Origin of the sequence: Halalkalibacillus halophilus DSM 18494 (genome assembly GCF_000423105.1) — a bacterium.
GTDB classification, from domain to species: domain Bacteria; phylum Bacillota; class Bacilli; order Bacillales; family Alkalibacillaceae; genus Halalkalibacillus; species Halalkalibacillus halophilus.
In genome coordinates this window covers 280,899-300,302 of sequence record NZ_AUHI01000004.1, presented here as the reverse complement: position 1 = coordinate 300,302, position 19,404 = coordinate 280,899, and the positions used below count along the sequence as shown (strand labels likewise).

The following is a 19,404-nucleotide window of genomic DNA, read 5'->3' as shown; positions in this document are numbered from 1 at the left end:
CCTCATTTCATTCCTTTAAGCTTGCTTTTCCAACTTATAAACATATGCTAATACTTCCGCAACACCTTGATAGAAATCTTCAGGAATTGCCTCACCGATTTCTACTGTTTGATATAACCCACGTGCTAATTGTCTATTTTCCACTTTCATCACGCCGTGCGCCTGTGCCACATCACGAATACGAAAGGCTATGTAATCAACGCCCTTTGCAACCACATAAGGTGCATCGGATTTGGCTTCATCGTATTTAATAGCAATAGAGTAGTGAGTTGGGTTAGTAATTACTACATCAGCAGAAGGAATTTCACTCATCATTCGCTGCTGAGCCATTTGCCTTTGTCTTTCTTTCATTCGAGATTTTATTAAGGGATCTCCTTCAATGTTTTTATGTTCATCTTTCACATCATGCTTTGACATCTTTATGTTTTTTTCATGGTCATAACGCTGGTACAGATAATCAATTACAGAAATTATCATTAACATAATGGAAGCAGCTACCCCAATTAATACAGTTAGTTGGCCAAAAAATGTTATAGATTCTAAAATCGTCTTCTGTGATAACATCATTAATTCGTGTCGATGAATCCATATAATAAAAAAACAAACAGTACCTATAGAGGAAATTTTCAACATAGATTTTAAAAACTCTACTAGAGCTCTAACAGAAAATATCCTTTTAATACCTTTAATCGGGTCAACCTTTTTTAAGTCAAACTTGATTGGTTCCCCTGTGAATAGAAACCCTATCTGTAGGTAATTTGATATCAGTGCTCCAACTATTGCAACTGCCATAATAGGTAGGACAACTTTTAAACCTTCAATTGTCATTTGAAAAAAGACTTGTTGAACATTAGACTCTGTAAGATCCCAATGAATAAATTCAGTAAATGCATATGTATATATCCCCATAAGTGTTTCACCCATGAAGGAACCAAAGACAAATAAAAAGATGAATACAAAGAATAATAGAATAGCAGTATTTACATCTTGGCTTTTTGCAACTTGACCCTTTTTTCTAGAGTCAAGTCGCTTCTTTGGTGTAGCTTGCTCCGTCTTCTCTTGACCTTCATTAAAATATTGTAGATTAAGGCGTAATAGTTCCATATTATGCCCCTCCCATTATTTGCATTAAATCACGCATTGCATAAAACATATATTCAAATAATTGATTAATTAATAATGCAAAGAATCCAAATGAAATAAAGATTACTACAAAACTTACGAAAATCTTCAATGGGAGTCCAACTACAAATACGTTTACTTGTGGAACAGTTCTAGCGATCATACCTAACGCAATATCTACCAAGAATAATGTTCCTACAATTGGAATGGCCATTTGAAAGGCGATTGTAAACATGCTACCCATTGTAATCATCATAAATTCCGGAAATGAATCATCATGAATTGGGATCATATCGTTAAACTCGATGAACTGATAACTGTAAAATATTCCATCGATCAGTAAGTGATGAGCATCTGTTGCAACTAAAAACAGTAATGCAAAAATATAAAAATATTGTCCAACAATTGGACTTTGAATTCCAGTTTGCGGGTCTACCACATTCGCAATTGCAAAGCCCATTTGAAAATCGATAAACCCTCCTGCGATTTGTACAGCTGCAAGTATCACATACGCGACTAAGCCAATTAATAGCCCTACTAGTAATTCTTTTAATAACATTATTATGTATTGACCATCAATTAGTAATGGAGGAATATCTATTGAGAAATACATGATCCAAGCGAGAATCATTACAAACCCAACTCTGTGCATCATAGGGATTGTATGGTAGGAGAAAAAAGGTACAAGCATGAAAAACCCAGCTAAGCGAGCAACGATTAAAAAGAATGCAGGAACTCTAGCAAAATCAATTAATTCTAACATCGTTAACCAACTACATTCGGAATATTGTTAAATATACTAATTGTGAATTCAATCATCCTTTGAAGCATCCACGGACCTAATACGACAATCCCAACAAACACTGCAACAATCTTAGGAATAAATGCTAGTGTCTGTTCTTGTATTTGAGTGGTTGCCTGAAAGATACTAACAGTCAAACCAACAAATAAAGCTATCATTAATAATGGACCTACGACAATTAATATCGTGTATATTCCTCTTTCAGCTAATGCAATTACCATCTCTGGAGTCATTCATACCCTTCTCCCTACGCTATATATAACTTTCTAAAACGGAATGGGTAATTAAATACCACCCATCCACAATCACAAACAATAATACTTTAAACGGAAGCGAAATCATAACTGGCGGTAACATCATCATACCCATGGACATAAGTACACTTGCCACTGCCATATCAATCACCAGAAACGGAATAAATATCATAAAGCCCATTTGGAAAGCCGTTTTTAATTCGCTAATAGCAAAAGCTGGAACAAGTGAAGTGAGTGGAATGTCTTCTAAGCTTTCCGGTGACTCCACTCCAGCATAATCCATAAATAAAGCTAAGTCCTTTTGGCGTGTATGCTCTGCCATAAATTCTTTGAAAGGCATACTCGCTTCTTCATAAGCTTCTTCCAGTTCAATCTCTTCATTGAACAGAGGTTGTAATGCTTGATCATTTACTTCATAAAAAGTAGGTGCCATGATAAAAAAAGTAAGAAACAATGCTAACCCAATCAGTATTTGATTTGGAGGCATTTGCTGTGTTGCTAACGAAGTACGAACGAATGATAAGATTATAATGATCCTCGTGAAACATGTCATAAGGATCAATATACTCGGCGCTAGTGTCAAAACAGTCATTAAAATTAGTAACTGAACTGCTGTTGAAATAGATGCAGGGTCATTTTCTGAGAATAAATTTACAAAATCATTCATCGCTGCGGTCATTCCTATCTTGGTATCGTTTCATCACTCGTTCACGTGTACTCTTCATCGTCTCTAGTTCATTTTTAAATTGTCTCTTAGAATCATCATCTTGATATGGGTTACGATTTCTATTTTGAAAGTTTTGCAATAAGGACTGGAAAGTATTCTGCTGTTTCTGTTGAGGTGCTTCTGATTCTAACATCTTATCAATTGTTTCCTGATCTTCAATCTTCGATAAGAACTGAACATCATCTCCAACGCCCAATAAAAAGTATTCATTACCAACCCGTACCATTTGAGCTGATTTATTTGCGCCAAGGGAAACTCCACCTATATTTTCAAGTGCACGAGATTGTTGATAAATTCTTGTTCGTTTCTGTAAGAATTTAAGAAGAAAATATATTAAAGCAAGAACCAAAACTAACGCTATTATCATTCTCACAAAGTCTAGAAATAAAGAGCGATTCGATTCACCAATAGCCTGTTCTTCATCTTCTTCTGCAGCTGGTAATTGTTCTTCTGCATCTGATTCATCTTCCGAAGTACCAGGCTCACTTTCTTCTTCATCTTGGTCATCTTCTTCTGTATCTTCCTCAAACCAATCAGATACATTTCCGTTATTTGCCAACACTTTTCCCTCTATGGGCATTTGCCAAATACTTATGAATACTATAATCCCTATTACAAGTTTGAATACTTTCATATTTACCTATCCTAACGTAGTTTAACTTAATGCTTTACTAATCGCTTCGATTACCCGATCTGCTTGAAATGGCTTAACAATAAAGTCTTTCGCCCCAGCTTGAATTGCGTCAATTACCATTGCTTGCTGCCCCATAGCAGAACACATGATAATTTTTGCATCAGGGTGCTCCTGTAAGATCTCTTTAAGTGCTGTAATACCGTCCTTTTCAGGCATTGTAATGTCTAAAGTTACTAAGTCAGGCTTTAACTCGTTATATTGCTCTACTGCTTCCTGGCCATTTTCTGCTTCTCCGGCCACTTCGTAATCATTTTTTTCTAAAATATCCTTAATCATCATTCTCATAAAAGCTGCATCATCTACAATTAGTATTCTGTTACTCATCTTAGTTCCCCCGTATTAACGTAGTTTTTTTAGTCGTTCAGATTGGCTTAGTATATCGGATACTCTTACCCCAAAGTTTTCATCAATAACTACTACCTCACCTTTAGCTATTAACTTGTTATTGACTAATATATCAACTGGTTCTCCAGCTAATTTATCTAATTCAACAATCGAACCTGTACTAAGGTCTAATATGTCTTTAATGCTTCTTTTTGATCTACCAAGCTCTACTGATACATTTAATGGAATATCCATTAATAAATCAAGGTTTCTTTTCTCATGTGCTTGTAAGTTTGAAGGTTGCTCAAATTCTGCAAATTGAGCATTTTCTACATTCTCCGCCTCAGACTTTTGAAAATGGGAATTACCCAGTTGCTGTGGGCTTGCATTCTCTGTCCTGTTTGATGCAGAAGTTTCGGTTCGTGTCGGTTCCTTTTTGCTTGGCTCACTAGCTTGCTGAGGGGCTTCTGTTTCTTTAGGTTGAATTTGTTCTTCCTCAGCTGCCGGTTCCTCATTATTAGAATTGATTAATTCATTTACAAAAGCTTTAGTGAAATCAACTGGTAACAATTGCATTATATTTGAATCAATTAATGTTCCAACTTGTAACTGAAAGGACACCTTTGTAAACACTTGTTCATTTGGAACATAATCAACACCTTCGCCGGATGCTACGTCTAGTAATGAGATTTTTGGTGGAGAAATGTCTACTTTCTTATTAAAGACCGAGGACATACTAGTAGCTGCAGATCCCATCATTTGGTTCATTGCTTCTTGAACTGCACTTAGTTGTATTTCTCCAAGCTCGTCATTTGGTGACGTGCCATCTCCTCCAAGCATAAGGTCAGCAATAATTGCGGCATCAGCACTTCTTATCACAAACAAATTACTACCTTCAAACCCATCTGTATAATCAACAGCTACTGCCACATGCGGTGATGGAAAGTTTTCACCAAGTGCACTTTCACTTATAACAGATACAGTTGGAGTCGTTATCTCCACTTTTTGATTTAATAATGAAGACAATGCTGTTGCAGAACTTCCAAATGAAATGTTCCCCAACTCTCCGATAGCATCAATTTCTACATCAGTTAAGTATTCACTTACATCTAAGGAACTTTCATTTTTCTCATCCGTATTTGAGTTATTTGACTCGGAATGGTCTTCTTCTTGCTCATTGCTATCATTCAAAAGGGCATCAATTTCTTCTTGAGATAGCATGTCGTCATTTTTATTCATCGTCTTCCCCCCTAATTTCATCTAGGATTTGAACAGCTAGGCTTTTCTTTCTCTGACCAGGCTGGACATAGAATTTTGGTTCATCATTCACATGTAATGTTAACGGATCATCGATTTTCTGATTTAACATAATTACATCATCATTTGCTAAGTGCATAAGTTCTTCTACTGAAATAGTTGACTCACCGAGAACTGCTGTAGCTTCTACATCCACTTTGACTAGGTTCTTTGATAAATGTTCATAGTCTTCTGGATTACTTTTACTAGATTCATTTTGCATCCAATAATGTACCGATAGTTTTGAAATAATCGGTTCTAAAACCATGTGGGGAATGCAAATATTCATCATTCCACTAGTCTCACCAATAGTCGCGTTCAATGAAACAATAACAACAGTTTCATTCGGTGAGACCATTTGAATAAATTGAGGGTTAATTTCAAATTCTTCTAAAACCATATCAATATCTACCATGGAGGACCAAGCCTCTTCTAATGTTTCAAAAGCTTTTTCGAAACTCCGGGTCATAATACGCGATTCAATTTCTGTTAAATTTTCAATTTTATTTAACCCTGACCCTCTTCCTCCTAATATTCGGTCTAACATTGCATAGGCAAGACTAGGGTTTACTTCATAAAGTAATCTTCCTTCTAATGGTTCAACGGAGAATATGTTTAAAACTGTCCGCTGAGGCATAGAGCGAATAAACTCTTCATAGGGTACTTGATCTACAGAAGCTAATGAAATATTTACATAAGATCTTAATTGACTTGCAAAGAAAGATGTAAGTAACCTTGCAAAATTCTCATGTATACGTGTTAAACCACGAATCTGGTCTTTAGAAAATCGTAAAGCACGTTTAAAATCATAGTCTCTTATTTTTCGCTCTGGCTCGTCTTGTTCTTTAAGTTCTTCTGCATCCATTTCGCCACTTGAAATCGCCGAAAGTAACGCATCAATCTCTCCTTGCGAGAGTACATCTTCAGACAATGATCTCACCTCCTATCCATTTCATTTCTACTTATTGAACTGCTTTTTCAACAATATAAACATCCGTTACCATTCCTTGGTTTAAAATATCATTTAAACTGTCTTGTACTTGTTGTTTTACATACTCTAACTCATTACGAAAATCATCTTCCTGCATTACCGTCAACTCTTGAATAATACGGTCATTTAACTGAAAGAAATCACCTTGTTGTAACTCTTCGCTTGCATCATTGTTGTCTGTAACAATTCGAAATTGTATTCTTACAAAATTCCCATCAGCAAGGTCTGTCGTTATTTCTTCTGTAACAAATGAATTCTCAACCATATCTTCTACTGTACGTTCTCCTTCTTCCATATCACCCGAATCTACAAATAATAATATGACAATTGTAATGACCCCAATAATTGTTAAAGTAATTAGTGCAGTAAGCATGATTTTAATTGGTTTCGTCATTTTGTTCCACTACCTTTGCTTGCAGATCCATTAACCCAATCTGCTTATAATAATTTGTTACGAGATTAATTACTTGATCGACTGGTTCTTTTACAAAATACTTTTTTCCGTTAGAAAGGCTAATCGTTGTATCTGGTAATGCTTGAATCTTTTCTATGTACAAAGCGTTGATTACCATCACTTCATCATCTAATCTAGTCACTTCAATCATAATGAGGCGGGGCTAACCTAAGTCAGCCCCCTACCCTCCTATCGTTTTAAGTTTACTAACTCTTGCAAGATTTCATCTGAAGTTGTAATCACACGCGTGTTTGCCTGGAAACCACGTTGTGAAGTAATCATTTCTGTGAACTCTTCTGCTAAATCAACGTTAGACATTTCTAAGGCACCAGTGTATAATTCGCCACTTCCATCAGCACCTGGGGTAGTGTCTACAGCTTCCCCTGAGTTATTACTAGCTAAAAACATATTGCCGCCAGCTTTCTCAAGACCCTCAGGATTTGAGAATTGAGTGACAGTAACTTGACCTGCCTCTTGTACTGCCCCATCTTCATCAACATAGTTTACTATTCCAGTTGGGGAAATATCGAAACTTTGCGCGTCGTCAGGAATAGTTATATTCGCAACTCCGCCGTCCCCCATCAAATAATAACCAGAAGAGTTAACAATATCACCAGCTTCATCCAAGTAAAAATTACCCGCTCTAGTGTACTGAGGGTTACCTCCACCTTCTTCTGCTACTTTGAACATACCATCTCCTTCAATCGCTAAGTCTAATGGTCGGTTTGTTGTTTGTACGTTACCTTGAGTGTGGATGTTATCAATACTACCTACAGAAGTACCTAGCCCTGTTTGCATTGGATTACGTCCTCCTAATCCATTTGCAGGAGCAGCAGCACCTTGTGAAGTTTGACTCATTAAGTCAGAGAATGTAGTTCTCCCTTTTTTAAAACCAAACGTATTAACATTTGCAATATTATTAGATACCGTATCTAGTTTATTTTGAAACCCGCTCATTCCTGAAATTCCTGTATACATTGAACGTAACATAAATTTTTCATCCTTCCGGAAATTGTATTTTTACTGCTTCAATCGGTCAGCAGTATTTTGGCTTCCTCTCGGTCCAGCCAGTTTATTCTTGCATTAATATAGTTCCATTAATATTAGTAAGTAATTGATTACTAGCTTCTTCTCGATTCATTGCAGTAATAATAGTATTGTTTTTCGTACTAGCAACTAACACTGCATCATCTAAAATAATCGCAGAATCCGTTACACCTTTTTGCTTTGCTTCCATCATACGATCTTCAATCATATTCCATTTGTCTGCTGGGATTTCAATATTTCTCTCATCTAAACGTTTTTGAGCATGTTTACTAACTTTTAATTCCGTTGTCGCAGCATCTTGAAGGAATGATTGGAAGCTTTTAGTTGGTTCAGCTTGTTTCGGTTTTTGCACGGAATGCATAGGTAATGGTTGCTGGTGATGCAGTGGATTGATTTTATGATTCATCTTCTTCCACCTCTTGATCTAAGTTAACCTCACCAATCTGTATAACTTGCGATGCACTGATTTCTTTCCCATTACTTAAGGACACTAAGATATCGTCTCCTTCTTTTCTAACAGAGTCGACTCTGGCCGTACCTTCACCAATCATAGAACCTTGAGAATCTTGCTCCGCATAAGATACGCCTTGTCCAATTAAGTTCGAATATTGTAGGAAGTTAGAATAACTTTGTTGTTGCATGAAACCTTCAATATTAGAAGACATATTCATGGTTTGTTCTAACTGAGAAAAGGTTGCCATTTGTGCCACAAAATCCTTATCATCCATAGGGTCTAAGGGGTCTTGGTTCGTAAGCTGTGTCATAAGTATTTGTAGAAACGAATCACGGTCCAGCTCATTATTTCCTTCTCGTTTCTGAGTGTTATTAGCCAAAAATAAGGAATCATCAACTTTCATATAGCTTTACACCTCCTCTTGGAATAAGTAATCTTTAAAGTTTGTGCTTACCTCTTCCTGTTCATCATCCGCTAATGCTTGTTGCTCTCTGCTTTGCTCATCTTGTTTCTCTTCCTCTGCAGATTGTTGTTTTGTATAATCAGCATTTGACTGATCTACTTGTCTTTCAACTACTACCTGGTTTGGTTGAAACATATGTCTTAGTTGGTTTAAATTACTCTCTACCATTTCTTTTGCAGCATAAGACATAACACTGATCTTAACCATCGTTTGTCCATCCACCTGGGTAAACTGTAAAGACATATTACCTAGGTTAGCTGGTTTCAATTGAATGTTCAGTTGATTCGTACCATTCGTTTTTCCAAATTGAGAAGATTGAATAATTTTTTGTAACTGTTCAATCATCTGTTGCTGACTAGATTGGTTACTACTAGTTCCAACAGAAGGTCTATTGATGTGAATAGTAAACTGCTCTACTTTTGACATTTGATTAGACCATTCCCCTTGATCGGCTCTCACTTGTCCAAACGACATTTGTGAGTTTCGATCTTGTCCATTTACCTGATTCTCATTAAGAATAGAATGAATGGCTTGTCGAATTGTTTTACCATCGGTGCTTTGTCTTCCTTGTAACTGCGAAAGATTCATTTGTTCTTCTTTTACTGCACGAACTTGTTGTAATAACTGTTGCCATTTAGAATCAGCTTGTTGTTGATTTGATTGGCTTGTTTGCATCACTATAGATGCTAGCCTTGCTAAAACTGACTCTGTTTTCTGTTGCATTGAGCTATCTGTGTTTCCATTTGAATTACTTAATACATTTTGAGAAGACTGGCCTGGTAAAACAAACATTGCAATCTCTTCCGGGTTCATTTGATTACTACCTTCTGAACCCGTCTCGATCTGATTGATCAAAGATTCTGTTAGTGCTTTACCTAACACGTTTAATGTTTCATCAAGTCCTAATTCGTTTGACAAGCCCTCAAGTACACTTTCAAGCTTTTGATCATTTAGTTCAGAAAGCTCATTTAAGTTAGATATAAGTGAGTCCAACACGTCATCGGGTATAGCCTCTAACAATTCTTCCCCACTTAATTCGCTCAAAGGACCATCTGTTAATTCTTCAAGTTCACCTACTAATTCTGAAAAAATTTCTTCCAGGTTTTTCATTAATTCTTCTAATGAACCACCCTTATCAGAATCCATTAAAACGTGATTTTTCGATTCACTTGTGTTTGCAAGTAACTCTCCAAACATTGCCTTAGGACTAGTAGAACCTGGTGCAGAATTAGCTTTAGATGGTTGCATTACATTTGAACCTAACGACATAAGCATCATCGCGTTCATATTTTCACCCCCCTTCAATGAAGTAGACTTAATCTACTTCTGATCTTCGAATTAATGCGTTAGAGAAATTCGCAGCTACGCTAGATTCCATACCGCTTAAAATTTCACCACGTTGCTCGTCATTCATTTGTTCTAAGATGTCCAATGCTAATGGTTGCTCCATCTCGACAATAATAGCAGATGCTCTCTCGGCTTCCATTTCCGCATATGACCTAGCTAATCTATCTGTTGCTTCTGACCTACTAAGCCTTCCTTCTTCGTCAGCTTCGAGCTGTTGTTCTAGTACGTTTACTTGTTCAATTAATTCATCAATTTCTTGATCTTTAGAGGTTAGTTGAGACTCTAAATTATCTATGGTTGTCTGTTGATCTTGGACAGTAGCCTCATATTCAGCTACTTCCTGTTCGTTTTGCTCCTCTTCAGGATCAGTAATAAATGATGATATGACTGGCACGTTACTTCCAAAGTCCTGGGCCGCTTTGATTGGGTTTACACCCATAATCGTTGCAACTACCATCATCAATGTAATGGCAAACACAACAGGTATTACAATTACGAACAAAAACCATTGAAGCTTATTCGATTGTTTGTTTGATTTTTCATTAGCCATGTCATCACCCTTGGTTGCTACGAGCATATTGTTGAACTGAGATTTCATCTAGAAAATTAGTTTCCTTATGTAATTCCGCATCTTTCATTTCTTTCTTACGATGTTCTATCAATTTTTCATACTTCTTCACTTCTGTATGAGCAGCTTTAAGTTGTTCTTGTTTCTTTTGCATATTGGTTCGAGCTTGGTGTACTTTAAGTTGCACTTTTTCTTCTTTTGATATTAATGTAGCTTCATAATTATGAAACTGTCTTAGCATTTCAACTTGTAGCCCTTTTTTCATCTTATCTTGCTGGGAAGCAAACAACTCTTCTTTTTCTTTTAATAAATCATAAAGGTCTGTTGCTACGGACTCAAAAAAATCTTGCGCTCGATTATAAGCAACTTGATATTCTTCCATTTCATTTTTCTTTATTTGAAGTAACTTATTTAATGTTTCATACCCATTCATTTTATGAGTCACCACCATTTATTAGATTTTCTAAAGATTCAATGGATTGATTATTTGGTACTGATTCATCCATATTTTGAGAAAGAAATTGCATAATCCTTGGTTGAAATTGAATCGCTTCATCGATTTGTGGTGATGTTCCTTTTTTATATGCACCTATTTGAATTAATTCTTTATTTTCTTCATATGTACTCAGAATCGAACGTAGTCTTCCATTCGCTTGTAAGTGTTCTTTGGTAGATATTTTCTGCATTAGTCGGCTGACTGATTTTAAGATATTTATTGCAGGGTATTGTCCTTGTTCAGCTAGTTCTCTATCTAAAACAAAGTGTCCATCCAATAGTCCTCTTACAGCATCTGCTACAGGTTCATCCATATCATCCCCATCAACTAACACAGTATAAAAAGCTGTAATTGTACCTGAGACACCTGTTCCCGTTCTTTCTAATAATTGAGGTAGTAAAGCAAAAACACTTGGCGTATACCCTTTGGTAGTAGGTGGCTCCCCACTAGCCAACCCTAATTCCCTTTGAGCCATCGCTATTCTTGTTAAAGAGTCCATCATAAGATTTACATGATATCCTAAGTCTCTAAAATATTCACAAATGGCTGTAGCCGTGTAGGCCCCTTTAATTCGCTGTAAAGCAGGTTGGTCAGAAGTTGCAACAATTACGATTGACCTTTTTAACCCTTCTTCACCAAGTTCATGTTCAATAAATTCTCTTACTTCACGGCCACGTTCTCCAAGCAGGGCAACTACATTAAGATCTGCATCACTGTTTTTAGCTAACATGCCTAACAAAGTACTTTTTCCTACACCACTTCCAGCGAAAATCCCCACACGTTGACCCTTTCCAACTGTTAAACAGGTGTCAATCGCCTTGACTCCAGTCGACAATTGTTCGTGAATTGGCTCACGTTCCATCGGGTTAGGTGGCTTTCTCATCGTAGCGTAACTAGCCAACCCAGAAGGCAACTCGCTTTCATCCAGTGGCCGACCAAGACCATTTAAGACAGAACCGATTAACGATTCACTAATCTGTACTGATAAGGGTTTGTTCGTTGACTCTACTAAGCTTCCAGGGCCGATTTGGGTTGTTTGTTCGTAGGGCATTAATAATACATGTTCATTTTGAAAACCTACGACTTCTGCCTGAATGACTGTATTTCTCTTCGCTTGAGGATAAATGTAACAGACATCTCCTAAAGTTACTTCCGGTCCGTTTGATTCAATTAATAGCCCTACGTTTCTATAAACTTTACCGTATTGCTTTATTAAATCAGCTTGTTCAAGCCACTCTAGCACTTCGGTTTGTTCCATGGAAACTACCCCTTTATTAGTTGAAAAAGATGATCTTTAAGTTGTTCAATTCTCGTATCGATTCCAGTGTCGATGCGCCCAAACGTTGAATCAATAAAGCAATCATATTCTTTTAAGTCTTTTTTTGTATAAACAGAAACTGTAGCATGTTCACTCACTATTTCATTTAAAGTCTGTTTGTGTTTGGAAACCATTTCATATGTATGTGGGTGAACATAAATGCTAATTTCAGGCTGATCACTCACTTCTTCAACTGCTTCTTTGATAACATTAACAAAGAGTTCCTTATCGTTAGTTAAGTTTGAATGTATAATTTTTTCAGCTGACTTTATCGCTATTTGTAAAATTTCTTCTTCTGCTTCAACGATCTTTTCTTTAAAACTAATCTCTGTTTTTCTTACAAGTTGATTCATTTGATCAATAACCTGATCATAAGATGCTTCTCCAGCTTTTTCTCCCTTTTTAAAGCCTTCATGAAAGCCTTGCTCAATGGCTACTTGTTTCTTCTCTTTAATTTCTTCTTCAGCTTCTGAGAGTAACTTATGCTTTTCTTGTTGTGCTTCTTTTATAATATCTGTGGCTTTCGTTTGTGCTTGTTTAATTTCATCATTTAAATGAGCAAGTTTCTCTGAAGCTTGGTCGTGTTTATCCTTATCTGTACTTGAAGTGGCAGCTTGCTCTTTTTCAGCATCACTACTTTCTAAAGTCCTCACTTGAATAAATTTGTTCCCAGAAATTTTATTTCTTGAATGAAATAAATTAGACAATGATGTCGTCACCTCCACCACGTGCAATTACAATTTCGCCCATTTCTTCTAAGCGACGTATTGTACCAACAATTCTTGATTGAGCTTCCTCCACATCTTTAAGTCTTACTGGTCCCATAAACTCAATCTCATCTTGAATCGTTTCAGCCATGCGCTGGGACATGTTATTATATAAAACTTCTTTCACTTCATCACTTGCTACCTTGATAGAAAGCATGAGGTCTTCGTTTTCTGTATCACGTATAATTCTTTGAATAGCACGGTTATCAAGGGTCACGATATCTTCAAATACAAACATACGCTTCTTAATGTCTTCTGCCAATTCAGGGTCTTGAATTTCTAAATCGTCTAAAATGGTGCGTTCAGTTGAACGATCTACACTATTCAATATAGCAACAATAGATTCAATGCCACCTGTTTCGTTATAGTCTTGTGTTACTGTTGCAGATAACTTTTTCTCTAGTAAATGCTCAACTTCATTGACAACGTCTGGGGAAGCTGAATCCATAACTGCAATTCTTCTAGCAATATCAGACTGTGTATCCTCTGGTAGTTCGGACAAAATTTGTGATGCCTGTTCTGATTCTAAATAAGAAAGTACAAGCGCAATAGTTTGTGGATGCTCATTTTGTATAAAGTTATATATTTGACCCGCATCTGCTTTCCTTGCAAAATCAAAAGGTCTAACTTGCAAGGAGGTAGTTAACCGGTCGATGATTTTACTTGCCTGTCCTTCACCTAAAGCCTTTTCCAAGACTGTCTTTGCGTAGTTAATACCTCCTTGGGAAATATAGTCTTGCGCTAACGCAATTTGATGAAATTCATCCATGATGTCTTCTTTTTGTACGGAATCAACTTTTTTCACACTTGATATTTCTAATGTGAGATTTTCTATTTCTTCTTCTGTAAGATGTTTATAAACTTCAGCTGACACATCTGGTCCTAATGAGATTAGGAGGGCCGCAGCTTTCTGTTTCCCATTTAATGTGTCTCTTTTTTGTGCAGGCATTTCCTAAACCTCCCTTACTCTTCAGAAATCCATGTACGTAATAACTTTGCGAACTCTTCTGGCTTATCTTTAGCCATTTGTTCAAGCTGTTTACGTCTCACAACAGATTCTGATTGTACTTCTTCCATACTGTAATCTTCTTCATACGTTTCTACTTGTCTCACTGGTTCATCTAAACTTTCTTCATTTCTTTTTCTAAGTACAAAGAAAACGATTAGGACAATAGCGAGTACGAGTAAAGCTAACACAACATATACCCATGTAGAGATTCCACCTGATGGGGAATCGAATTCAGGTGCACCTGAAAACTCTTGGAAAACAATAGAAACATTTTCAGCCTGTTCAGCTGGCTCTGTTTCCCCAGTAACAGACGTTTGAATAATAGAAGTCAAAATAGAATCAATGTCTTCTTCGACGGCAAGTTGTTCTGCATCCGTTAAAGCAATAACTTCTCCATTTTCTTCTACAGTGTTATCAACAGCTACTTGAATTCCTACATCTCTAACTTCATAAGGGCTTTCTACAATATCTCTACGTATCCGGTTAAATTCATTATTAATCGTTTCTCGAACCATTTCATAATCAGATACTTCTTCTCCGTCCAACTCTCCCGGAAGGTCTGCAATATCAGCCTCACCATCAACCAAATTACCGCCATCAGTTCCAGTGTAAGTTTCCGTTATTCGATCAACACTTACTGGTAAACCTTCCATCGTATCCATATCTACTGGTTCAACTAACTCTTCAATTCTATTTTCTTGGGCAAAATCAATGTCAGTTGTTACCGATACAACCACTTTATTTTGACCCATCATCGTACCTAACATTTGCTGAACTCTTCTTTGAATATCTCTTTCGACGTCTTTTCTAATTTCCTGATGTTGCGCATATGTATTACTAGAACTTCCACCTGAGTTTTCCATATCATAATACTGAAAATGTTGATTCATAATCACTATGTTTTCGTTTGGTAAATTAGGTACTGCTTTAGAAACTAGGTGATACAAACTTTGGATTTGACCTTGATCAAAGTTATAACCATAATCTGTATTTAACACTATTGAAGCTGAGGATTCTTCTACCTCATCACCGACGAACACCGTTTCACTAGCTCTATTGATTAAAACATCGGCATCGGCAATCCCTTCAATATTCTGGATTAAAGTAGACAATTCAGTTTGAAGTGCACTTAGCTCAATAATCTGCCTTTCTTCATCCGTCATACCCCATGAAACATTCTCACTGAAAAATGTGTAGTCAATGTTTCCACTGTTTGGAATACCTTGAGCTGCAAAATCAACTAATAAATCATCCGACCTTGCCTCTGGAACTAGAATCGTAGTTCCCCCATCTTCAATTTCGTAGGAAACCCCTTGTGCTTGTAACTCTTCACGAAGTTGACCTGCTTCTTCATGAGAGAGATTACTATATAAAGGAACCATATTTGGTGATAATGCAATTGATGTAATTACAATTATTAATGTGATAACACCTAGGGTTCCTCCTGCTAACATTGATTTTTGGGGGTTTGTGCGGCTAGTCCAAAATTCTGTTATTCGATTTCGATATTGCTGCATTGTTTCATTCATTGTAGTCCCCCGACCTCTAACTTAAATAATCCATATAATAGAAAATACTAGATTTGCATACGCATAACTTCTCTGTATGCCTCAATTGCTTTATTCTGAATCTCAGAAGCAGTTTGAAGTGTCACACTAGCTTTTTGAGAAGTGATCATTACATCGTGCAGATCTGTTGCTTCCCCGCGAATTAATTCCTCTGTTTTCATCGAAGAATCAGCCTGTGTTTGATTCACTTCATTAATAGCATTCTTCAATTCGTTAGCGAAACTAGATTGAGCCTCACTTGCAGTTACATCTTGACTAGGTTGAACCTGATTATGTACTCCTGTTTGAAAAAAGTTTGGATTAATCGTATTCATTTATTCCCCTCCTATCGGCCAATTTCAAGTGACTTCATCAACATGCCTTTTGAAGCATTCAACGCAGTAACATTTGCTTCATACGCACGAGTAGTTGACATCATTTCAATCATCTCTTGTAATGGATCAACATTTGGCATTTGAACATAACCATCATCATTCGCATCCGGATGAGTGGGATTGTAAACTTCTTCAAAAGGTGTTTGATCTTCCACAACCTCTCGTACTCTTACACCTTCACCTGGCGCATGCGAGCGATTCATTGCTTTGTTTAAAAAGGAATTAAATGGAGCATCCTTTGACTCTTGGGATACTAACTTCCTTCTATATGGTTCCCATTCACCATCTTCATTCATCTGAGCTCTTGTAGTGTCAGCATTTGCTATGTTTGAAGAAACGACATCCATTTTAAAACGATTTGCTGTGAGTGCACTACCATTTGTATTCATTCCGTGAAAAATCGTCATATTATCTACCTCCACCTAAAGCAGTTTGTATCGAATTAAATTTGCCATTTACTCGTTCTGTTAATGCTTCATAATAAAGCTGGTTTTTTGCTAACTCATTCATCTGTTTATCCAAATCTACACTGTTACCGTTGTTGTTATATGTAATATCTCTTAATGAACTAATCGCTTTTGAACTTTGGTGATCGGAAAAAGGAATATGTTTAGGATTAGTCCTTGTTGCTTCTATATTTGCTTGAGCTTCATTAAAGAAGTCATTAAAAGAAACTGACTTTGCTTTATAACCAGGAGTATCTACATTGGCAATGTTTTGACCAATAGTTTGATTTTTTGTTGATGCGTAATCCATACCTCTTTGTAGGTTCTGAATTGTATCATCAAATAGCTTCATTACTTCACCTCCACAAATGTTAGTTCTTTTGATACAGGTTATATTACTGAAAAGTTACAAGGATTTTATTATATTATTACATAATTCTTTATTGAATGACATGTTTACTACTAAACTTTTCAGAAAAATTGTCGAATTAAATAGAATGACCTATTTTTTTATAATAAAATTGCAATAGGAAGGAAATTTAAGACTTAATTATTGAAAATATAGATTAAAATTACAATAAATTTATGGAAATAACTGAAATAGAGTTTGTTGCAAAAATAAAAATGAACTAGCATTTGCTAGTTCATTTTTTATTAACAATCCGTAATTGATATTACTTAATGTTTAGTTTCTCTAACTCCAATAAGAATTTATCATTTAGCACTTTAATGTACGTACCTTTCATTCCTAAAGAACGAGATTCGATTACTCCGGCGCTTTCAAGTTTACGTAAAGCATTTACAATAACAGAACGTGTAATTCCAACTCGATCTGCGACTTTACTAGCGACTAAAAGACCTTCTTTTCCGTCTAGTTCATTAAAAATGTGTTCAATTGCTTCTAATTCGCTATAAGATAACGAGTTAATTGCCATTTGTACAACAGCTTTACTTCTTGCTTCTTCCTCAATCTGCTCTGTTTTTTGGTGTAATATCTCCATACCAACAACAGTTGATCCGTATTCAGCTAACAATAGATCATCTTCATCAAAAGACTCTTCTATGCGACTTAATATTAACGTTCCTAATCTTTCCCCTCCACCTATAATTGGTGTTAAAGTAGTTAAACCGTCTTTAAATAGATCTTTATTCTCTACCGGGAAAGCAGTATAATCACTGTTAATATCATGATTGGCTGACGTTTCAGTAATTTTAAACAAGTTATTGGTATATTCATCTGGAAAACGTCTATCTTCTAACATTGTTTTCATTCGGTCATTTTCGATTTCTTGTTTAATAGCGAATCCTAATACCTTACCTTTACGACTTAACACAAAGATGTTTGCACCAATTACATCTCTCAAAGTTGCGGACATGTCATTAAAGTTAACTGCCTTTCCTTGTGTTTTTTGAAGCATTGCATTAATTTCTCTTGTTTTGTCTAATAAACTCATTATTCATCCTCCTAATTTTTTATAAAATATATTCTGATAAATCTTTGTTTTGTGCAATAGAAGCTAATTTATCATCTACATAAGTTTTAGTAATTTCAATGGATTCCATCGTAATGTCAGGAGCTTCAAACGAAAGCTCTTCTAATAGTTTTTCCATGATGGTATGAAGCCTTCTTGCACCAATATTATCAGTATCTTGATTGACGTTGTAAGCAATCTCAGCAATTCTTTCGATTGCCTCCGTTGTAAATGTTAGCTTTATACCTTCTGTTTCTAATAATGCTGTATACTGTTTTAAGATAGCATTTGAAGGTTCTTTAAGAATATTAATAAAGTCTTTGATTTCTAGTTTGTTGAGCTCAACTCTAATTGGGAATCTACCTTGCAACTCTGGAATTAAATCAGAAGGCTTTGCCGTGTGAAAGGCACCTGCAGCAATGAACAACATATAATCTGTTTTTACAGAACCATATTTAGTGACAACTGTAGAACCTTCGACAATTGGTAGAATGTCTCTTTGGACACCTTCTCTAGAAACATTAGCTTGTTGTTGATCTTTTCCACAAACTTTATCAATTTCATCTACGAAAATAATGCCTGACTGTTCAGCTCTTTCAACAGCTTGCTGATGGACTTCATCTTTATCTATCAATTTCTCTGCCTCTATTTGGGTTAATACTTCCCTTGCCTCTTTAACAGGCAATCGTCTTTTCTTCTTGTTCTTTGGCATAAATTGATTAAATGCGTCTTGCATATTCATTCCCATTTGTTCCATACCTGAACCTTGAAGCATATCGAACATAGAAGAAGATTGTTCCTCCACTTCAATAGATACTTTCTGTTCTTCTAACTCACCTAATTCAAGCTTTCGCTTCATTTCAGCTTTTTTATTTTGATGCTGCGTTTCTTCTTCTTTTTCATCTGATTGCTCTGTTGTGTTTTGCTGCTGATTAAACAACATTTCTAGAGGATTTTTTATCTGCTGATTTGATTTCGATTTTTTTCCAGGAACTAATAAATCAACTAAGCGATTATTTGCTTGTTTTCTTGCCTCCTCTTGAACAAGTTCAACTTTTTCCTCGCGAACCATTCTTACACTAGTTTCCACTAAATCCCTCACCATGGATTCTACATCTCTACCTACATACCCTACTTCAGTGAATTTAGTAGCTTCTACTTTTGAAAATGGGGCTCCGACAAGTTTAGCTAACCTTCTAGCTAATTCTGTTTTACCCACACCTGTTGGTCCGATCATTAAAATATTCTTTGGAACAATCTCATCTCTAATTGTCTCAGGAATTTGCATCCTTCTATATCTATTTCTTAATGCGATTGAAAGGGCTCTTTTAGCTTCTGTTTGCCCAATCACATAAGAATTAAGTTGATCAACAATTTGTTTTGGTGTTGCTTTCATACTCATTAACAGCTA

The 19,404-nt window shown here is 36.1% G+C and carries 25 protein-coding genes; all 25 read right to left on the bottom strand.

Annotation, left to right across the window (positions count from 1 at the left end):
- Positions 1-15 precede the first annotated feature (15 nt).
- The 25 genes from flhB to hslU all read right to left on the bottom strand — a co-directional run bounded on the left by flhB (position 16) and on the right by hslU (position 19,395).
- Positions 16-1,104: a flagellar biosynthesis protein FlhB gene (gene flhB / locus G532_RS0101550; protein WP_027963203.1), complete on the bottom strand. Its 1,089-nt coding sequence runs from the start codon at positions 1,102-1,104 to the stop codon at positions 16-18.
- A gap of 1 nt (position 1,105) precedes the next feature.
- Positions 1,106-1,885: a flagellar biosynthetic protein FliR gene (gene fliR, locus G532_RS0101545; RefSeq protein ID WP_027963202.1), complete on the bottom strand. Its 780-nt coding sequence runs from the start codon at positions 1,883-1,885 to the stop codon at positions 1,106-1,108.
- A gap of 2 nt (positions 1,886-1,887) precedes the next feature.
- Positions 1,888-2,157: a flagellar biosynthesis protein FliQ gene (fliQ, locus tag G532_RS0101540; protein ID WP_027963201.1), complete on the bottom strand. Its 270-nt coding sequence runs from the start codon at positions 2,155-2,157 to the stop codon at positions 1,888-1,890.
- A 19-nt stretch (positions 2,158-2,176) separates the two neighbouring features.
- The gene (gene fliP / locus G532_RS0101535; RefSeq protein ID WP_027963200.1) at positions 2,177-2,845 is read right to left on the bottom strand and encodes a flagellar type III secretion system pore protein FliP; all 669 of its coding nucleotides are present in this window, start codon (positions 2,843-2,845) and stop codon (positions 2,177-2,179) included.
- A complete protein-coding gene (locus G532_RS15550; RefSeq protein WP_169513890.1) occupies positions 2,838-3,464 on the bottom strand; it encodes a flagellar biosynthetic protein FliO in 627 nt (208 codons plus the stop codon). Before G532_RS15550 ends, fliP begins: the two co-directional genes overlap by 8 nt.
- Before the next feature lie 96 nt (positions 3,465-3,560).
- Complete coding sequence (locus tag G532_RS0101525; RefSeq protein ID WP_027963198.1) at positions 3,561-3,923, bottom strand: response regulator; 363 nt, start codon at positions 3,921-3,923, stop codon at positions 3,561-3,563.
- A 15-nt stretch (positions 3,924-3,938) separates the two neighbouring features.
- The gene (gene fliY / locus G532_RS0101520; protein ID WP_027963197.1) at positions 3,939-5,162 is read right to left on the bottom strand and encodes a flagellar motor switch phosphatase FliY; all 1,224 of its coding nucleotides are present in this window, start codon (positions 5,160-5,162) and stop codon (positions 3,939-3,941) included.
- Entirely contained in the window at positions 5,155-6,150 is a 996-nt protein-coding gene (gene fliM, locus G532_RS0101515) for a flagellar motor switch protein FliM (RefSeq protein ID WP_027963196.1), read from the bottom strand. The genes fliY and fliM overlap by 8 nt, the downstream gene beginning before the upstream one ends.
- A 31-nt stretch (positions 6,151-6,181) precedes the next feature.
- A complete protein-coding gene (locus G532_RS0101510) occupies positions 6,182-6,604 on the bottom strand; it encodes a flagellar basal body-associated FliL family protein (RefSeq protein WP_027963195.1) in 423 nt (140 codons plus the stop codon).
- The gene (locus tag G532_RS0101505; RefSeq protein WP_027963194.1) at positions 6,588-6,815 is read right to left on the bottom strand and encodes a flagellar FlbD family protein; all 228 of its coding nucleotides are present in this window, start codon (positions 6,813-6,815) and stop codon (positions 6,588-6,590) included. The genes G532_RS0101510 and G532_RS0101505 overlap by 17 nt, the downstream gene beginning before the upstream one ends.
- A gap of 38 nt (positions 6,816-6,853) precedes the next feature.
- On the bottom strand, positions 6,854-7,654 hold the full coding sequence (flgG, locus tag G532_RS0101500) for a flagellar basal body rod protein FlgG (RefSeq protein ID WP_027963193.1): 801 nt from the start codon (positions 7,652-7,654) through the stop codon (positions 6,854-6,856).
- 82 nt (positions 7,655-7,736) lie between these two features.
- On the bottom strand, positions 7,737-8,117 hold the full coding sequence (locus G532_RS0101495; RefSeq protein ID WP_027963192.1) for a TIGR02530 family flagellar biosynthesis protein: 381 nt from the start codon (positions 8,115-8,117) through the stop codon (positions 7,737-7,739).
- Positions 8,107-8,568, bottom strand: coding sequence for a flagellar hook assembly protein FlgD (gene flgD, locus G532_RS0101490; RefSeq protein WP_027963191.1), 462 nt, complete (start codon positions 8,566-8,568; stop codon positions 8,107-8,109). Before flgD ends, G532_RS0101495 begins: the two co-directional genes overlap by 11 nt.
- A 6-nt stretch (positions 8,569-8,574) precedes the next feature.
- A complete protein-coding gene (locus tag G532_RS0101485; RefSeq protein ID WP_027963190.1) occupies positions 8,575-9,915 on the bottom strand; it encodes a flagellar hook-length control protein FliK in 1,341 nt (446 codons plus the stop codon).
- A 28-nt stretch (positions 9,916-9,943) separates the two neighbouring features.
- The gene (locus tag G532_RS0101480; RefSeq protein ID WP_027963189.1) at positions 9,944-10,525 is read right to left on the bottom strand and encodes a hypothetical protein; all 582 of its coding nucleotides are present in this window, start codon (positions 10,523-10,525) and stop codon (positions 9,944-9,946) included.
- 4 nt (positions 10,526-10,529) lie between these two features.
- On the bottom strand, positions 10,530-10,976 hold the full coding sequence (gene fliJ / locus G532_RS0101475) for a flagellar export protein FliJ (RefSeq protein WP_035512347.1): 447 nt from the start codon (positions 10,974-10,976) through the stop codon (positions 10,530-10,532).
- A 1-nt stretch (position 10,977) separates the two neighbouring features.
- A complete protein-coding gene (gene fliI / locus G532_RS0101470) occupies positions 10,978-12,297 on the bottom strand; it encodes a flagellar protein export ATPase FliI (RefSeq protein WP_027963187.1) in 1,320 nt (439 codons plus the stop codon).
- Between the two features lie 5 nt (positions 12,298-12,302).
- Positions 12,303-13,064: a flagellar assembly protein FliH gene (gene fliH / locus G532_RS0101465; protein WP_027963186.1), complete on the bottom strand. Its 762-nt coding sequence runs from the start codon at positions 13,062-13,064 to the stop codon at positions 12,303-12,305.
- Positions 13,057-14,073, bottom strand: coding sequence for a flagellar motor switch protein FliG (fliG, locus tag G532_RS0101460; protein ID WP_027963185.1), 1,017 nt, complete (start codon positions 14,071-14,073; stop codon positions 13,057-13,059). Before fliG ends, fliH begins: the two co-directional genes overlap by 8 nt.
- 14 nt (positions 14,074-14,087) lie before the next feature.
- Positions 14,088-15,662, bottom strand: coding sequence for a flagellar basal-body MS-ring/collar protein FliF (gene fliF, locus G532_RS0101455; protein WP_027963184.1), 1,575 nt, complete (start codon positions 15,660-15,662; stop codon positions 14,088-14,090).
- A gap of 47 nt (positions 15,663-15,709) precedes the next feature.
- Positions 15,710-16,015, bottom strand: coding sequence for a flagellar hook-basal body complex protein FliE (fliE, locus tag G532_RS0101450; protein WP_027963183.1), 306 nt, complete (start codon positions 16,013-16,015; stop codon positions 15,710-15,712).
- A gap of 11 nt (positions 16,016-16,026) precedes the next feature.
- Entirely contained in the window at positions 16,027-16,482 is a 456-nt protein-coding gene (flgC, locus tag G532_RS0101445) for a flagellar basal body rod protein FlgC (protein ID WP_027963182.1), read from the bottom strand.
- Between the two features lies 1 nt (position 16,483).
- Positions 16,484-16,873 (bottom strand): flagellar basal body rod protein FlgB, encoded by a 390-nt coding sequence (gene flgB, locus G532_RS0101440; protein ID WP_027963181.1) that lies wholly within the window; start codon positions 16,871-16,873, stop codon positions 16,484-16,486.
- A 322-nt stretch (positions 16,874-17,195) separates the two neighbouring features.
- Complete coding sequence (gene codY / locus G532_RS0101435) at positions 17,196-17,975, bottom strand: GTP-sensing pleiotropic transcriptional regulator CodY (protein ID WP_027963180.1); 780 nt, start codon at positions 17,973-17,975, stop codon at positions 17,196-17,198.
- Positions 17,976-17,994: 19 nt separating this feature from the next.
- Positions 17,995-19,395: an ATP-dependent protease ATPase subunit HslU gene (hslU, locus tag G532_RS0101430; RefSeq protein ID WP_027963179.1), complete on the bottom strand. Its 1,401-nt coding sequence runs from the start codon at positions 19,393-19,395 to the stop codon at positions 17,995-17,997.
- Between the last annotated feature and the right edge of the window lie 9 nt (positions 19,396-19,404).

What these genes read in the sequence shown, in the direction of transcription:
- G532_RS0101505 (WP_027963194.1), bottom strand. Translation starts at nt 6,815, where the DNA reads ATGATTGAAGTGACTAGATTAGATGATGAAGTGATGGTAATCAACGCT.
- G532_RS0101485 (WP_027963190.1), bottom strand. Translation starts at nt 9,915, where the DNA reads ATGAACGCGATGATGCTTATGTCGTTAGGTTCAAATGTAATGCAACCA.
- hslU (WP_027963179.1), bottom strand. Translation starts at nt 19,395, where the DNA reads ATGAGTATGAAAGCAACACCAAAACAAATTGTTGATCAACTTAATTCT.
- codY (WP_027963180.1), bottom strand. Translation starts at nt 17,975, where the DNA reads ATGAGTTTATTAGACAAAACAAGAGAAATTAATGCAATGCTTCAAAAA.
- fliJ (WP_035512347.1), bottom strand. Translation starts at nt 10,976, where the DNA reads ATGAATGGGTATGAAACATTAAATAAGTTACTTCAAATAAAGAAAAAT.
- fliY (WP_027963197.1), bottom strand. Translation starts at nt 5,162, where the DNA reads ATGAATAAAAATGACGACATGCTATCTCAAGAAGAAATTGATGCCCTT.
- G532_RS0101480 (WP_027963189.1), bottom strand. Translation starts at nt 10,525, where the DNA reads ATGGCTAATGAAAAATCAAACAAACAATCGAATAAGCTTCAATGGTTT.
- fliP (WP_027963200.1), bottom strand. Translation starts at nt 2,845, where the DNA reads ATGAATGATTTTGTAAATTTATTCTCAGAAAATGACCCTGCATCTATT.
- flgC (WP_027963182.1), bottom strand. Translation starts at nt 16,482, where the DNA reads ATGACGATTTTTCACGGAATGAATACAAATGGTAGTGCACTCACAGCA.
- G532_RS0101495 (WP_027963192.1), bottom strand. Translation starts at nt 8,117, where the DNA reads ATGAATCATAAAATCAATCCACTGCATCACCAGCAACCATTACCTATG.
- fliG (WP_027963185.1), bottom strand. Translation starts at nt 14,073, where the DNA reads ATGCCTGCACAAAAAAGAGACACATTAAATGGGAAACAGAAAGCTGCG.
- G532_RS0101510 (WP_027963195.1), bottom strand. Translation starts at nt 6,604, where the DNA reads ATGACGAAACCAATTAAAATCATGCTTACTGCACTAATTACTTTAACA.
- fliF (WP_027963184.1), bottom strand. Translation starts at nt 15,662, where the DNA reads ATGAATGAAACAATGCAGCAATATCGAAATCGAATAACAGAATTTTGG.
- flhB (WP_027963203.1), bottom strand. Translation starts at nt 1,104, where the DNA reads ATGGAACTATTACGCCTTAATCTACAATATTTTAATGAAGGTCAAGAG.
- fliQ (WP_027963201.1), bottom strand. Translation starts at nt 2,157, where the DNA reads ATGACTCCAGAGATGGTAATTGCATTAGCTGAAAGAGGAATATACACG.
- G532_RS0101525 (WP_027963198.1), bottom strand. Translation starts at nt 3,923, where the DNA reads ATGAGTAACAGAATACTAATTGTAGATGATGCAGCTTTTATGAGAATG.
- fliE (WP_027963183.1), bottom strand. Translation starts at nt 16,015, where the DNA reads ATGAATACGATTAATCCAAACTTTTTTCAAACAGGAGTACATAATCAG.
- flgG (WP_027963193.1), bottom strand. Translation starts at nt 7,654, where the DNA reads ATGTTACGTTCAATGTATACAGGAATTTCAGGAATGAGCGGGTTTCAA.
- fliI (WP_027963187.1), bottom strand. Translation starts at nt 12,297, where the DNA reads ATGGAACAAACCGAAGTGCTAGAGTGGCTTGAACAAGCTGATTTAATA.
- flgD (WP_027963191.1), bottom strand. Translation starts at nt 8,568, where the DNA reads ATGAAAGTTGATGATTCCTTATTTTTGGCTAATAACACTCAGAAACGA.
- flgB (WP_027963181.1), bottom strand. Translation starts at nt 16,873, where the DNA reads ATGAAGCTATTTGATGATACAATTCAGAACCTACAAAGAGGTATGGAT.
- fliR (WP_027963202.1), bottom strand. Translation starts at nt 1,885, where the DNA reads ATGTTAGAATTAATTGATTTTGCTAGAGTTCCTGCATTCTTTTTAATC.